At 62.5% G+C, this 13,174-nt stretch carries 12 protein-coding genes; 7 read left to right on the top strand and 5 right to left on the bottom strand.

The features are described 5' to 3' along the window. Positions 1-3 precede the first annotated feature (3 nt). Positions 4-792, top strand: a complete 789-nt coding sequence (locus D0901_RS15755) for an HpcH/HpaI aldolase family protein (RefSeq protein ID WP_129141265.1) — start codon at positions 4-6, stop codon at positions 790-792. 222 nt (positions 793-1,014) lie between these two features. Further along, on the top strand, positions 1,015-1,869 hold the full coding sequence (sseA, locus tag D0901_RS15750; protein ID WP_129141264.1) for a 3-mercaptopyruvate sulfurtransferase: 855 nt from the start codon (positions 1,015-1,017) through the stop codon (positions 1,867-1,869). Between the two features lie 74 nt (positions 1,870-1,943). On the opposite strand, the gene rep is transcribed toward sseA, so the two are convergent. The 4 genes from rep to pyrE form a co-directional block, all read right to left on the bottom strand. Further along, entirely contained in the window at positions 1,944-3,986 is a 2,043-nt protein-coding gene (gene rep / locus D0901_RS15745) for a DNA helicase Rep (protein ID WP_129141263.1), read from the bottom strand. Between the two features lie 3 nt (positions 3,987-3,989). Continuing rightward, entirely contained in the window at positions 3,990-4,553 is a 564-nt protein-coding gene (trmL, locus tag D0901_RS15740) for a tRNA (uridine(34)/cytosine(34)/5-carboxymethylaminomethyluridine(34)-2'-O)-methyltransferase TrmL (RefSeq protein WP_129141262.1), read from the bottom strand. A 177-nt stretch (positions 4,554-4,730) separates the two neighbouring features. Next, the gene (locus D0901_RS15735; protein WP_129141261.1) at positions 4,731-5,285 is read right to left on the bottom strand and encodes a YfaZ family outer membrane protein; all 555 of its coding nucleotides are present in this window, start codon (positions 5,283-5,285) and stop codon (positions 4,731-4,733) included. Between the two features lie 86 nt (positions 5,286-5,371). Continuing rightward, positions 5,372-6,055, bottom strand: coding sequence for an orotate phosphoribosyltransferase (gene pyrE, locus D0901_RS15730; protein WP_129141260.1), 684 nt, complete (start codon positions 6,053-6,055; stop codon positions 5,372-5,374). A gap of 100 nt (positions 6,056-6,155) precedes the next feature. Between pyrE and D0901_RS15725 the strand changes: the two genes are divergently transcribed. Continuing rightward, complete coding sequence (locus D0901_RS15725) at positions 6,156-6,923, top strand: exodeoxyribonuclease III (protein ID WP_129141259.1); 768 nt, start codon at positions 6,156-6,158, stop codon at positions 6,921-6,923. Between the two features lie 242 nt (positions 6,924-7,165). On the opposite strand, the gene rph is transcribed toward D0901_RS15725, so the two are convergent. Then, positions 7,166-7,903 carry a ribonuclease PH gene (rph, locus tag D0901_RS15720; protein ID WP_129141258.1) on the bottom strand — a complete coding sequence of 246 codons (738 nt, stop codon included), beginning with the start codon at positions 7,901-7,903 and terminating at the stop codon, positions 7,166-7,168. A 248-nt stretch (positions 7,904-8,151) separates the two neighbouring features. Between rph and D0901_RS15715 the strand changes: the two genes are divergently transcribed. From D0901_RS15715 to D0901_RS15700, 4 genes are all read left to right on the top strand, one after another. Continuing rightward, positions 8,152-9,015 carry a YicC/YloC family endoribonuclease gene (locus D0901_RS15715; RefSeq protein ID WP_129141257.1) on the top strand — a complete coding sequence of 288 codons (864 nt, stop codon included), beginning with the start codon at positions 8,152-8,154 and terminating at the stop codon, positions 9,013-9,015. A gap of 142 nt (positions 9,016-9,157) precedes the next feature. Next, entirely contained in the window at positions 9,158-10,144 is a 987-nt protein-coding gene (locus tag D0901_RS15710) for an AAA family ATPase (RefSeq protein WP_129141256.1), read from the top strand. A 296-nt stretch (positions 10,145-10,440) separates the two neighbouring features. After that, positions 10,441-12,672, top strand: a complete 2,232-nt coding sequence (locus D0901_RS15705; RefSeq protein ID WP_233440447.1) for a S8 family peptidase — start codon at positions 10,441-10,443, stop codon at positions 12,670-12,672. Between the two features lie 245 nt (positions 12,673-12,917). Next, positions 12,918-13,174: transposase (locus D0901_RS15700; RefSeq protein ID WP_162500887.1), on the top strand; the 257-nt coding region annotated here is incomplete at its 3' end.

Genomic DNA, 13,174 nt, shown 5'->3' with positions numbered 1-13,174 from the left:
CTCATGAAACGACACAACCCGACCAAGGCCGCCCTGCGCGAGGGTCGCACCGTCAGCGCACTATGGCTGGAAAGCGCCAGCCCGGAGCTCGCCGAGGCCGCCGTCGGCGCCGGCTGGAAGACCGTGCTGGTCGACAACGAGCACGGTGTCTCCAGCCTCGAGCACACCGCGCACCTGGTACGCGCCATCGAGGCGGCCGGCGGCGAGGTGGTCCTGCGCATCCCCGCCAACGACCCGGCCTACCTGAAGAAGATCCTCGACATGGGGGTGCGCTCGATCATGGTGCCGATGATCAACGACGCCGATCAGGCCCGGGCATTCGTCGCCGCCTGCCGCTATCCGCCGCAGGGCAATCGCGGCTACGCGGCACCGATCGTCCGCGCCTCGGGCTACGGGGCAATCGACGACTATGCCCGTCACGCCAACGACGAGCTGTTGCTGATCGGCCAGATCGAACACGTCGACGCCGCCCGTGACGTGGAAGCGATCGCCGCCGTCGACGGCCTCGACATGCTGTTCATCGGCCCCAACGACCTGGCCGGCTCGCTGGGCAAGCTGGAGCGTCTCGAGGATGCCGAGGTTCGCGAACTGATCGGCGACCTGGAGCGGCGCATCGTCGCCGGCGGCCGCTGGATGGGCACCATCACCGGTCCCGGTCGCGATGTCGCCACGCTCAGCGACAGCGGCTACCGCTTCGTCGCCGGCCCCAACGACATCGCCCTGTTCGCCAGCACGCTGCGCGCCGAGGCCGAAGCCTGGCGGGCACGCACGGCGGACTTCGACGCCGTCTAGATCGCTACCCGGCCGATCCACTCAACCTCGACACGCACGCGGCCCGGCGATGGCATGCCTGCCCCGGGCCTGCTCGCGGCCGGGGGCCCACCCAGCCATTTCTGACACGCGCCATTTCCGGTCTTATCCTGCTCGTTGCACTGTTGTCACTGGTACTGCCGTCTTTCTTCGGATGGCGGAAGAAACTGGCGGCGCAACGTCTTCACACCAAGGAATCGCAAAATGGCAATGTCTGATCTCGTCACCGTCGACTGGCTCCGCGACAACCTCGATCTGCCGGAGATCGTGATCCTGGACGCCAGTTGGTATCTACCGACCGCCTCTCGGGATCCGGAGGCCGAATATCGCGACGGCCACATCCCCGGCGCCAGACGTTTCGATTTCGATGGAGAAATCAAGGATCCCTCGTCGTCGCTGCCGCACATGCTGCCCGCCCCGTCGGCATTCGGCGCCGCCGTGCGAGCACTCGGCGTCAATGCCGACAGCCGCGTGGTGGTCTACGACGGCCAGGGCATCTTCGCCGCACCGCGGGCCTGGTGGATGTTCAAGGTCATGGGCCATCAAGACGTCGCGGTCCTCGATGGCGGACTGCCGGCCTGGAAGGCCGCCGGACTCGCGCTCGACAGCGGTCCGCCGTCCGCCGCCACCCCGGGCGATTTCGAGGCACGCCTGAACCCCGAGCGCCTCGCCGACGCCGACGCAGTTGGCGCGCATCTCGAGAAGCGCACGGCACACGTGGTGGATGCCCGCTCGGCGGCACGCTTCAGCGGCGAACAGCCCGAACCGCGCCCGGGGTTGCGAGCCGGCCATATGCCGGGCGCCTTGAATCTTCCCTTCGACCGGCTGCTGGACAATGGCTTCTATCGTTCGCCCGATATCCTGCGGGAGCGTTTCCGCGAGGCGGGTATCGAGCCGGGGACGCCGCTGGTCGGCTCCTGCGGCTCCGGCGTGACCGCCTCGGTGCTGGCGCTGGGCGCCGAACTGGCCGGACTGGGGCCGATGGCGGTCTACGACGGGTCCTGGGCGGAGTGGGGTCAGGAATCGCGCCCCGAACTCGCCGTGGTCAAAGACCGCTGAGGCGATCAACAACGGTCCACCGGAGCTGGCGTCGGCGTCCCTGAAGACTGCACGGCATGATCACGCCCGGCCGCTCACCCCAGCAGCGAACGCAGTCCGGCGATGGCGTCCTTGCCGCGGGCCTGCTTGCGGTCGGGGTCTTCCTTGTCGGCACGGCCTTCCCATTCCAGGTCGGCCTCGGGCAGTTCGTCGAGAAAGCGGCTCGGCGTGCAGTCCATCAGCTCGCCGTAGGCCTTGCGCTGGCGAGCCAGCGTCAACGTCAGGGTCTGGCGGGCGCGGGTGATGCCGACGTAGGCCAGGCGCCGCTCCTCCTCGATGGTGCCGGCCTCGATGGCGTTGCGGTGGGGCAGCAGTTCCTCCTCGAGGCCCATCACGTAGACGTGGGGGAACTCCAGGCCCTTGGCGGCGTGCAGGGTGAGCAACTGGACGCGGTCGGAGTCGTCCTCCTCGGCCTGCTGCTCGAGGATGTCGCGCAGCACCAGCCGCGAGATCGCCGCCTCGACGTCGTCGGTCTCCTCGCTGGCTCCCTCCTCGGCGTCCCGCGCCATCGATTTCTCGAGCTGGTCGATCAGCGTCCAGACATTGGCCATGCGCCGCTCGGCGACGGTCGGCGCGCTGGCGTTCTGATGCAGCCAGGCCTCGTAGTCCATGTCGCGGAACATCTCGCGCAGCGCGCTGATGGCGTCGCCCTGGTCCATGCGCCGGCGCACACCGTCGATGAAGTGGGTGAAACGCCCCAGCCGCTCGACCGCGCGGGTCGGCAGCACCTGCTCCAGGCCCATCTCGTGACAGGCGGCGAACAGCGAACCGTCGCGCTCGTTGGCGTAGTTGGCGAGCTTCTCCAGCGTGCCGGGGCCGATCTCGCGACGCGGCACGTTGACGATGCGCAGGAAGGCGTTGTCGTCGGCCGGGTTGATCAACAGCCGCAGGTAGGCCATGGCGTCCTTGATCTCGTTGCGCGAGAAGAAGGAGGTGCCGCCGGAGAGCTTGTAGGGCACCTGGTAGTGCTGCAGCTTGAGTTCGAGCAGCCGGGCCTGGAAGTTGCCGCGGTAGAGCACCGCGAAGTCGCGCCATTCGGCACGCTCCTTGATGCGCCGGGTGAGGATCTCGCTGGCCACCCGCTCGGCCTCGGCCTCCTCGTGGCGGTTGACGACGATGCGGATCGGCATGCCGACGCCCTTGTCCGACCACAGGCTCTTCTCGTAGACGTGGGGGTTGTTGGCAATCAGCGTGTTGGCAGCGCGCAGGATGATCCCGGTGGAGCGGTAGTTCTGCTCGAGCTTGATCACCCGCAACCGCGTGAAGTCCTCGCCCAGGGTCACCAGGTTCTCGGGGCGCGCCCCGCGCCAGGCATAGATCGACTGGTCGTCGTCGCCGACCACGGTGAAGGTGGCGCGCTCGGCCATCAGCAGGCGCACCAGCTGGTACTGGCTGACGTTGGTGTCCTGGTACTCGTCCACCAGCATGTAGTGGATCTTGCGCCGCCAGCGTGCCAGAGCCTCGGCGTCGCTCTGCAGCAGCGCCACCGGCAGCAGGATCAGGTCGTCGAAGTCGACCGCATTGTAGGCCTTGAGATGACGGTTGTAGGCCTCGTAGAGCCGCGCGGCGTACTGCTCGTCGTCATCGGCGGCGTGCGAGAGCGCCTGACCGGGCAGCACCAGGTCGTTCTTCCAGGTGGAGATCTGATGCTGCACGCGGTTGATCTGCTCGGCGTCGATCTGGGCATCCTTCTGCATCAGATCGCGCAGCAGCGCCTTGGCGTCCTCGGGATCGAACAGCGAGAAGCCCGGCTTGTAGCCCAGCGTCTTGAGCTCGCCGCGAATGATGTTGAGCCCCAGGGTGTGGAAGGTCGACACCGTCAGGCCGTGGCCCTCGCGCCCCTTCAGCAACTGGCCGACGCGCTCCTTCATCTCGCGGGCCGCCTTGTTGGTGAAGGTCACCGCGGCGATCTTGCGCGCGCTCATGCCGCACTCCTGGACCAGGTAGGCGATCTTGGTGGTGATCACGCTGGTCTTGCCGGAGCCGGCCCCGGCCAGCACCAGGCAAGGGCCGTCGATGTAGCGCACCGCGTCCTGCTGGCGCGGGTTGAGCTTGGCGAGACGTTGTTGGATCGACATGAATCACTCGTCACCGGCATCGCCGGCCATGGACTCGTTGACGGAACGGGAAACCCCGGCGGACGTCGCGGGCTCCTCGGCCCCCGGAAGGCCGGCCCCCGGAAGGCCGGACCCAGCGAAATCGAGCTGACGCCAGGCCTCGTAGACGACGATGGCGCAGGCATTGGAAAGATTCAGGCTGCGGCTGTCGGGCAGCATCGGCAGGCGCAGTCGCTGCCCCGGCGGCAGGGCATCCAGCATCCCCTGCGGCAGACCGCGAGTCTCCGGGCCGAACACCAGGGCATCGCCTTGCCGATAGGCCGGCTCATGGTAGCCGGTGCGCCCGCGCGTGGAAACGGCGAACACCCGCTCGGGCGCCACGTCGCGCAGAAATGCCGGCCAGTCGGCGTGCACGCGCACCCGGGCCCACTCGTGATAATCCAGCCCGGCGCGCCGCAGGCGCTTGTCGTCGAGCGTGAAGCCCAGCGGCTCGATCAGATGCAGCCGAAAGCCGGTGTTGGCGCACAGCCGGATCAGGTTGCCGGTGTTGGGCGGAATCTCGGGTTCGAAGAGAACGATATCGAGCATGCGGGGACACTGAAGATGGCGGCGACCGCGCCCATGATACGCAAACGGCGCCCCGAAAGGGACGCCGATACTCTTTACAGCGCTCCGAACCCAGCGCTCGAAGCCACGGATGCGGCTTTTGACCTTTCTTCCCGCTCAAGGCTTATGGCTTACAGCTCCCGGCGCAGCCGGGCGCCCTCAGAAGCCGACACTCAACCCGACCACCGGTCCGCTGTCCAGGGTGTGGTCGTCCCGGTCGGTGAAATCGCTGCGAATGTAGCGGTAACCGCCGTAGAGGTAGGTGTGCGAAACCAGGTTGACGCGTGCCTGGGCACCGTATTCGACGCTCTTCTCGAGATCGCCGTGGCTCAGCCCTTCGGGCGTGTAGAAGCCGTAACCGCCGATCGAGGTCAACGGGATCGGCGTGGGCACGAACACCGAACCGCCCAGCCCCAGGCCGCCGCCATCGCCGTAGGGCGTGTCCTGATACTGGTAGCGGCCACCGACCGCGACATCGACGCCCGGCACGAAGGGCGTGAACATCAGCGAGCCGGAATAGATATCGGTGTCGTCGCCGCTGTCGTCGGTGGACAGATAACCGACGCCGGCACGCAGGGTGGGAAAGATCGTCTGGCTGGCCTCGACGCCGACGGAATCGGAGCCGGCGTTGGCAGCGACGCTCAGGGCCAGGGCCTGTTGGCTGGCCAGCAGGCAGGCGGTGGCGGCGAAAGGTAGGGCGAATAACGATTTCATGACGAAGCGCCTCGTAAAATGGCCTGACAAGGCCTTCACTATGGCATAGTATCGTCAGTTATCAAACGCCGTTTCCATTGGATCGCTCAATCGGCGTCGACACCGTAGCGGTCGCGATAGGCGCGAATCGCCTCGGCATGGGGCTGAAGGGCGGCACCGGCGTGGATCTCGAGATAGGCGAGCACGTCGTCGAGGGTGACGATGCTGATCACCGGCATGCCGTAACGGGCCTCGACTTCCTGAATGGCGCTGCGGGGCTTCGTTTCACCCTCGGCCTGCCCGCGCTCCTGGCGGTCCAGGGCGATGACCACGCCGGCCGGGCTCGCCCCGGCAGCGTCGATCAGCTGCATCACCTCGCCGATCGCGGTGCCGGCGGTGATCACGTCGTCGATGATCAGCACGCGACCGGCGAGCTCGGCGCCGACGATCCGCCCCCCCTCACCGTGGGCCTTGGCCTCCTTGCGGTTGAAGGCGAACGGCAGGTCGAGGCCGTGATGGTCGGCCAGTGCCACGGCGGTGGTGGCGCCCAGCGGGATGCCCTTGTAGGCGGGGCCGAACAGCACATCGGCGGCGAGGCCGCTGTCGGCGATGGCGCGGGCGTAGAAACGCCCCAGCCGCGCCAGGGCGGCGCCGGTCCGGAACAGGCCGGCATTGAAGAAATAGGGGCTGACGCGGCCGGACTTGAGCGTGAATTCGCCGAACTTGAGCACGCCCTGCTCGATGGCGAAGGCGATGAAGTCACGCTGGTAGTCTTGCAACTCGGCGGCCACGGTGAAACGGCTCCCCTTTATCGGAATGATTGGCTCGGGTCATTTACCCAAACGTCGAAAGCTCAGGTATCATACACGCGCGACGAAAAAGGGACCATGTATGAAAATCGCCAGCATCAACGTCAACGGAATCCGTGCCGCGGTCGAGCGAGGTTTTCTCGACTGGCTGGCCGGTCAGGATGCCGACGTCGTCTGCGTGCAGAACATTCAGACCAAGAGTTTCGAACTCGACGACAGCATCCTCTACCCCGAAGGGTACGAAAGCTATTTCCTCGATGCCGAGCAGGACGGTTTCTCCGGCGTCGGGCTGTACTGCCGCAAGATCCCCAAGGCGATCATGTATGGCCTGGGCTTCGAGCAGTGCGACAACGAGGCGCGCTTCCTGCAGGCCGACTACGACCGCTTCAGCATCGCCACCTTCCTGATGCCCGACGGCAGTGACTACGCCGCCAAGCAGTCGTTCATGGCCCAGTACCAGGAATACCTGTCCAAGATGGCCCGCAAGCGCCGCGAGTACATCATCTGCGGCACCTGGCACATCGCCCACAAGACCGTCGACCTGGCCAACTGGGCCGACAACCAGACCACGCCGGGCTTCAAGCCGGAAGAGCGCGCCTGGATGGATCAGGTGTTCGGGCCCACCGGCTTCATCGACACCTTCCGCGAGGTCAACCGCGACGCCGGCGAATACACCTGGTGGCCCAAGCTCGACCAGGACGTGCCACGCGCTCGCCAGGAAGGCTGGCGCATCGACTATCAGGTGGTGGGCCCCAACTTCCGCCGCCACGTGGTCGACGCCTGGATCGATCGCGACGCGACCTTCTCCGAGTTCGCCCCGCTGATCGTCGAGTACGACCTGACGCTGTAAACCCGGTCTTTCGTCGCCGTGGGATGCACTGGAGGAATAGCCGAGCATGATCAAGCGCAAGGCGCACGGAGCGCAGAGAACGAGACATAACAGGTCGTTAGGCGAGTTTCGACCGGGCTCGCGCACGAGCACCGCGCAACGCCGCGATTGATCAGCACAGGCATTGATACAGTGCTTCCCAACGAATGACGCCGGCCCAGGGCCGGCGTCGTCGTCTCTGCTGTGTCTCCAGCCGGCCTCGCTCAGTCGCGAATATCCAGCGCCTCGCGCTGGCGGGCGAACAACTCGTTGCCGGCCTGCTGCGCCAGATCGAGCATGGCATCGAGCTCGGTCCGCGAGAACGCCGCCGCCTCGGCGGTGCCCTGTACCTCGATCAGCCCGCCGCTTTCGGTCATCACCACGTTCATGTCGGTGTCCGCGCCGCTGTCCTCCGGGTAGTCCAGATCGACCACCGGCGTGCCCTTGAACACGCCCACCGACACCGAGCTGACCAGCTGCTGGAAGGGATCGCTCTTGATCAGCTTCTCGCGCTGCAGGTGACGAATGGCATCGACCAGCGCCACGCAGCCGCCGGTGATCGACGCCGTGCGCGTGCCGCCGTCGGCCTGGATCACGTCGCAGTCGACGGTGATGGTGAACTCGCCGAGCTTCTTGAGATTCACCGCCGCGCGCAACGCCCGGCCGATCAGCCGCTGGATCTCCAGGGTGCGCCCGCCCTGCTTGCCGCGCGCCGCCTCGCGGGCACCACGGGTATGGGTGGCGCGCGGCAGCATGCCGTATTCGGCGGTGACCCAGCCCTGGCCCTTGCCGCGCAGCCAGCGGGGCACGCCGGCCTCGACGCTGGCGTTGCACAGCACCTTGGTATCGCCGAACGCCACCAGCACCGAGCCCTCGGCGTGCCGCGTGTAGTCACGGGTCAGCTGAATCTCGCGCGTCTGCTCGGGCTGGCGCCCGCTGGGACGGATGGAAGCCGAGTGCATAACACCTCTCGTCGTGTTCACGGAAATCGGGGCACGGCGACATGGCCGCCGCGCGGGAGGCTCATTCTACACGCTCGACGCTGGCGAATCCGTTACACTGGGTCAAATCCGCCGCCGGGGACGCCCCCGCGGCCCTCGACACCCAGGCGCGGTACCGGACATACCGGTGGAATCGGGCGGAGCCCCGATCGACGAGGCCTTCCGCGCAGGCCAGGGTGACGAACGACGACCCTGTCAAAGGAGCACGCATGGCGTACAGCATGACCGCCTTCTCTCGGCAGACCCTCGCCGCCGAGTGGGGAAGCCTGCAACTGGAACTGCGCTCGGTGAACCAGCGCTACCTGGAACCGCATTTCCGCCTCCCGGACGCCCTGCGCGACCTGGAGCCGACGTTCCGCGAGGCGCTGCGCGAACGCCTGGCGCGCGGCAAGGTGGAGTGCAGCCTGCGCTTCGACCCGGCCACCGGCGGCGAAAGCCTGAGCGTCAACCGCGACCGGCTCGCCGAGCTCGCCCGCGCCCTGCACGAAGTGCGTGCCGAACTCCCCGAGTCGCCGATGCCCGACGCCCTCGCCCTGCTCGATCACCCCGGGGTGCTGGAAGCCAGCGGCGTCGATCTGGAGCGGGTCAAGCAGGAGGCACTGGCCCTGTTCAATGCCGCGCTCGACGACCTGATCGCCGGACGCGCGCGCGAAGGGCAGCGCCTCGCCGAGCTGATCCAGAGCCGTCTCGACGGCGTGCGCGTGCAGGTCGCCGAGGTTCGCGGCCTGATGCCGGAGATCCTCGAACGCCAGCGCAACCAGTTGCTGGAACGCCTGGAAACCTTCAAGGCCGAGCTCGACCCGCAGCGCATCGAGACCGAGGTCGCCCTGCTGGCCCAGAAGGCCGATGTCGACGAAGAGCTCGACCGCCTCGACACCCACGTCGCCGAGGTCGAGCGCCAGCTCAAGCAGAAGGGGCCGGTCGGCCGGCGGCTGGACTTTCTGATGCAGGAGCTCAACCGCGAGGCCAACACCCTCTCCTCCAAGGCGGTGGTCGCCGAAAGCACCCGCTGCGCGGTGGAGCTGAAGGTGCTGATCGAGCAGATGCGCGAGCAGATTCAGAATATCGAGTAGCATCCAGCCGCTTACCGTCCTGGTGGCAGAATCTCATAGCAGGTGCTTGTGAAGCACCTCAGTGAACGCGCTATACTCTATTCATGAAAAAAGCAAGCCCTGCCAAGGCAGGTCACTTTTTTACAAAGGCATCCGGTAACATATGGCGACGGCAGAGCAAATCAAAGCATTGTTGAAGAGCCACGCTGATCATGATGATCAGCGGTTCTACTCTATTGCTTTGCAAGTCGCGGCCAAAGAGGCTCGCAAAGGCCACCATAAGCTGGCAAACGAGCTCAAAGAAGCCATTGAGCGCTCACAGAAGGCATCCAACAGCCTTACCGTTGCATCTTCTAAGCCAACCCCCCTCGCCCAGCATCCCAAAGGTGACTTGAAAGGGCTTTTGGAGCTGACGCACTCCACCGCTCGCAAAAATGAGTTGGTGTTGTCGAGTGAGGTGAGTGAACGGTTGGATAAGGTGTTACTGGAACAACGGCAAAAAAGCCGCTTGGCCCAGTTTGGCCTTTCCCCAAGACGCAAACTGTTATTCACCGGCTCTCCGGGCACGGGCAAAACCTTATCGGCAGCTGTATTGGCTTCAGAGCTGAAGCTTCCGCTGTACACCATCGTGTTGGATAACTTGATCACCCGCTTCATGGGCGAGACCGCCGCCAAGCTTCGGCTGATTTTCGATCACATCAAGCAAACGCGAGCGGTATATCTGTTCGATGAATTTGACGCGATCGGCACCCAGCGGGGTGCTACAAATGACGTTGGTGAAATACGCCGCGTGCTGAACTCGTTTCTCATGTTTGTCGAACAGGACTCCTCTGAAAGCATCCTTTTGGCGGCAACCAATCATCCAGAACTGTTGGATAAAGCACTCTACCGGCGCTTTGACGACATTATCCAGTTCGAAAAACCTGGTCAGACACAAATCAAGCAGCTGATTGAAAATCGTCTCTCAGCATTTGAGACCGGGCGCCTGAGCTGGGATGAAATCACTCAGGCTGCCTGCGGACTAAGCTCGGCGGACGTCACCCGAGCCTGTGAGGATGCTGCCAAAGAAGCGGTCCTGCACCATGATGCCAATATCACCACTGAAATGATAATCAAGGCCGTGCAGCGGCGACAAAATGGAAAGCATTAAGGGGACTTCATGGCGGATCAGAAACCGCATCTACTTTTAAGCGGTATCGGCCGCAATGAAGATTTTCAGTCCCGTAATCAAGCCAGAGGTTCCGGAGTTCCTCTCAGAGATCGTCATAAACACGGTATCGCTTTAAGGCAACAGTACATCGATGCACTTGCCGAGCACCAGGCTCACCACTCTGAGCCACCGATTCCCATTACTGACGAAACGGGCATTTACGTTGAAATTGTGGGGTTTGCGGATGCCGAGCTTCCTCTCGACAAGCTTGATAATCGTGCTTTTGAGCTTCGATCATGTCGCAAAGTGGATGGAAGGGAAATAGCAACGGTATTTATTCCCGATGCCAAGAGAGACGCTTTCCAAAAAAGGTTCACGAGTACCTCAATAAGGAAAGAGCGAAAGGAAAGCCTGCCAATCAAGCCCTTATCGACAGCATCGCTGAAATCAAGCTGGCAGACCTGCGTTCCTTCTGGACAGATGCTCAAGAGCTTTTCCCGGAACCAGCAGATCAGCCCGTATGGTGGGAACTTTGGCTAAAAAAGCGGGCGAAAGATCTATCCGCTAAAGAAGTGGCCGAGCAGCTTGCCGAACGACTCAATGCTGAGCTAAGCAACACCTCACTTAGCTTCTTCGATAGTTTCGTTATTCTCATCAAAGCGTCCGCTGAGCAACTTGAGTCAGCCCCTGAGCTTATTGCCAACCTTGAAGAGCTGCGCCGCGCGAAGCAGACCCCGAATGCATTTATCGCCATACCCGCCAAAGAGCAGCACGAGTGGGCCAATGAGTTAGCCGAAAGAATCCGGGTAGATGAAAACACCACCACGGTCATCACGGTGCTGGATACAGGGGTCAATTACTACCATCCACTGTTAAGCCAGATGACAACGCAGCAGTTGGCACAAGCGTGGGAACCCAGCTGGCCTCTCTATGATGACTACCAGCCTACCTCCCCCCTTGCGCCGTATAACGATCATGGCTCCAGGCAAGCGGGGCTGGCAGCATTGGGAGAGCTCGATAAGTCGTTACTCGCTATCCACGAGATTTGGCTCCCTTACCGAATTGAGTCTGGTCGCATACTGCCACCAGCTGGCCAGAACGATCCTGAACTGTACGGGGCTATTACCGTAGGCACCGCAGCAAAGCTTGAAATCAATAACCCCGAATTTTCCCGCGTTTATTCTCTGGCGGTTACCTCGCCTGCTGACTCTATCAGTGGGCAGCCTTCATCCTGGTCTGCCGAAATTGATCAGTTTGCCTTCGGTCTGGAAGACGACCTACAGAGGCTGTTTGTAATTTCTGCTGGTAACAACCAAGCATTACACGCGACGGTGGATTACTGGGATCAGGTACATCTCGCAGACATCGAAGATCCGGCACAAGCTTGGAACGCCTTGACCGTTGGTGCCTGCACAGAAAAAACAATCAATGACGATCCAGACTTTGCAAACTGGGCACCCTTTGCCCACCCCGGAGATGTTGCTCCTGCAAGCCGATCATCGGTGAATTGGGGCTGGAAAAAGCAAGCACCTTATAAACCGGATGTAGTAGCTGAGGGCGGTAATCGATTGCTGTCGCCTGACGGCACGGAAGTATCAGATGTTGATGTTGTATCACTATTAACGACTTCGGGGAGAGCCAGCGGTCAGTTATTTGAGACAGCCAAGGATACCAGTGCCGCCTGCGCCCTGATATCCAGGCAATCTGCGATGCTAACGACGGAATACCCTGATTATTGGCCTGAAACGATACGCGGATTGGTTGCTCATTCAGCGGAATGGACACCCAGGATGTGGCAACGCTTTGGGTTGTTGCGAAAGACCCAATCGCCCTCGAATGCTGCCAAGACGATGCTGAGATGCGTGGGATACGGAGTGCCGAGTCTGGCTCGAGCCAGATATAGCGCCAATCATGCTCTGACACTGATCATTCAGGATTCCCTTCAGCCCTTCATTAAATCGGCGGACAAGGCTTCTAGCGATCCCAAGCTGAACGAGATGCAGCTTTATCAGTTGCCTTGGCCTATTGAAGAATTGCGCAAATTGCCACCAGAGCTGGATATCAAATTGCGCGTGACGCTCTCGTACTTTATTGAGCCTAACCCTGGCCGCAGAGGCTACCGCCAGCGCTACAGCTACCAATCCCACGGACTACGTTTTAATGTCATTCGTCCCAGCCAGTCATTGGAAAATTTTCGTGCGGCCATCAATCGTGTAGCCAACGACGCTACCGAGGGCTATCAAGGTGTCGAAGGGGATGGGAGTGGCTGGCTATTAGGTTACCAGATTAGAACCAGAGGTTCATTGCATTCAGACACCTGGACAGGTTCAGCGGCGGATCTAGCCGATATGCACACACTGGCGGTGTACCCCGTGGGCGGCTGGTGGAAATACCGTGCGGGGGAGGAGCGCTGGCAAAACCGCGTGCGCTTTAGCCTGATCGTTAGCATTGATGTGCCAGATAGCGAGGTAGATATCTACTCAGAGGTTGAGAGCTTGATTGAAGCCAACGTTACAGTAGAGACCTAAATGCCCCGCTCAACTAACCGACCACAAACACCTAGCTTCTTGACTCGTGAAAATCGACCAAAAAACGACCAATTTGGCACTGAGTGGCACCGCCCCCACTATTCAGAAGCCAGTCGGTGATCATGAAATCTTCAGGCCAGGTTCTTGTTGAGCACCTGTTCGATGTTCTGGCTCCAGGCTGCCTAACTCCTAAGTGCGCCTTTCAAAACCTTGAAAGCGGCTCTAGCCATTCCTAGATTTTGGGCATGGCTAAGAAGATCGTATCCGATGAACTCTGGTCTATCGTCGAGCCGCTACTGCCTCCGCCTCAGCCCAAGCCGCGTGGCGGCCGACCTCCCGTTTCCAATCGTGCAGCCCTGACAGGCATCCTGTTCGTCCTGCGCTCGGGTATCCCTTGGGAGATGTTGCCTCAAGAGATGGGCTGCGGTTCCGGCGTGACCTGTTGGCGGCGCCTGCGCGACTGGCAGGAAGCGGGTGTCTGGGAACGGGGTGTCTGGGAACG

The sequence above is a fragment of the Modicisalibacter coralii genome (assembly GCF_004117855.1).
Lineage (GTDB): Bacteria > Pseudomonadota > Gammaproteobacteria > Pseudomonadales > Halomonadaceae > Modicisalibacter > Modicisalibacter coralii.
This window is presented reverse-complemented; position numbering and strand designations above follow the sequence as displayed.

What these genes read in the sequence shown, in the direction of transcription:
- D0901_RS15755 (WP_129141265.1), top strand. Translation starts at nt 4, where the DNA reads ATGAAACGACACAACCCGACCAAGGCCGCCCTGCGCGAGGGTCGCACC.
- sseA (WP_129141264.1), top strand. Translation starts at nt 1,015, where the DNA reads ATGGCAATGTCTGATCTCGTCACCGTCGACTGGCTCCGCGACAACCTC.
- rep (WP_129141263.1), bottom strand. Translation starts at nt 3,986, where the DNA reads ATGTCGATCCAACAACGTCTCGCCAAGCTCAACCCGCGCCAGCAGGAC.
- trmL (WP_129141262.1), bottom strand. Translation starts at nt 4,553, where the DNA reads ATGCTCGATATCGTTCTCTTCGAACCCGAGATTCCGCCCAACACCGGC.
- D0901_RS15735 (WP_129141261.1), bottom strand. Translation starts at nt 5,285, where the DNA reads ATGAAATCGTTATTCGCCCTACCTTTCGCCGCCACCGCCTGCCTGCTG.
- D0901_RS15725 (WP_129141259.1), top strand. Translation starts at nt 6,156, where the DNA reads ATGAAAATCGCCAGCATCAACGTCAACGGAATCCGTGCCGCGGTCGAG.
- rph (WP_129141258.1), bottom strand. Translation starts at nt 7,903, where the DNA reads ATGCACTCGGCTTCCATCCGTCCCAGCGGGCGCCAGCCCGAGCAGACG.
- D0901_RS15715 (WP_129141257.1), top strand. Translation starts at nt 8,152, where the DNA reads ATGGCGTACAGCATGACCGCCTTCTCTCGGCAGACCCTCGCCGCCGAG.
- D0901_RS15710 (WP_129141256.1), top strand. Translation starts at nt 9,158, where the DNA reads ATGGCGACGGCAGAGCAAATCAAAGCATTGTTGAAGAGCCACGCTGAT.
- D0901_RS15705 (WP_233440447.1), top strand. Translation starts at nt 10,441, where the DNA reads ATGTCGCAAAGTGGATGGAAGGGAAATAGCAACGGTATTTATTCCCGA.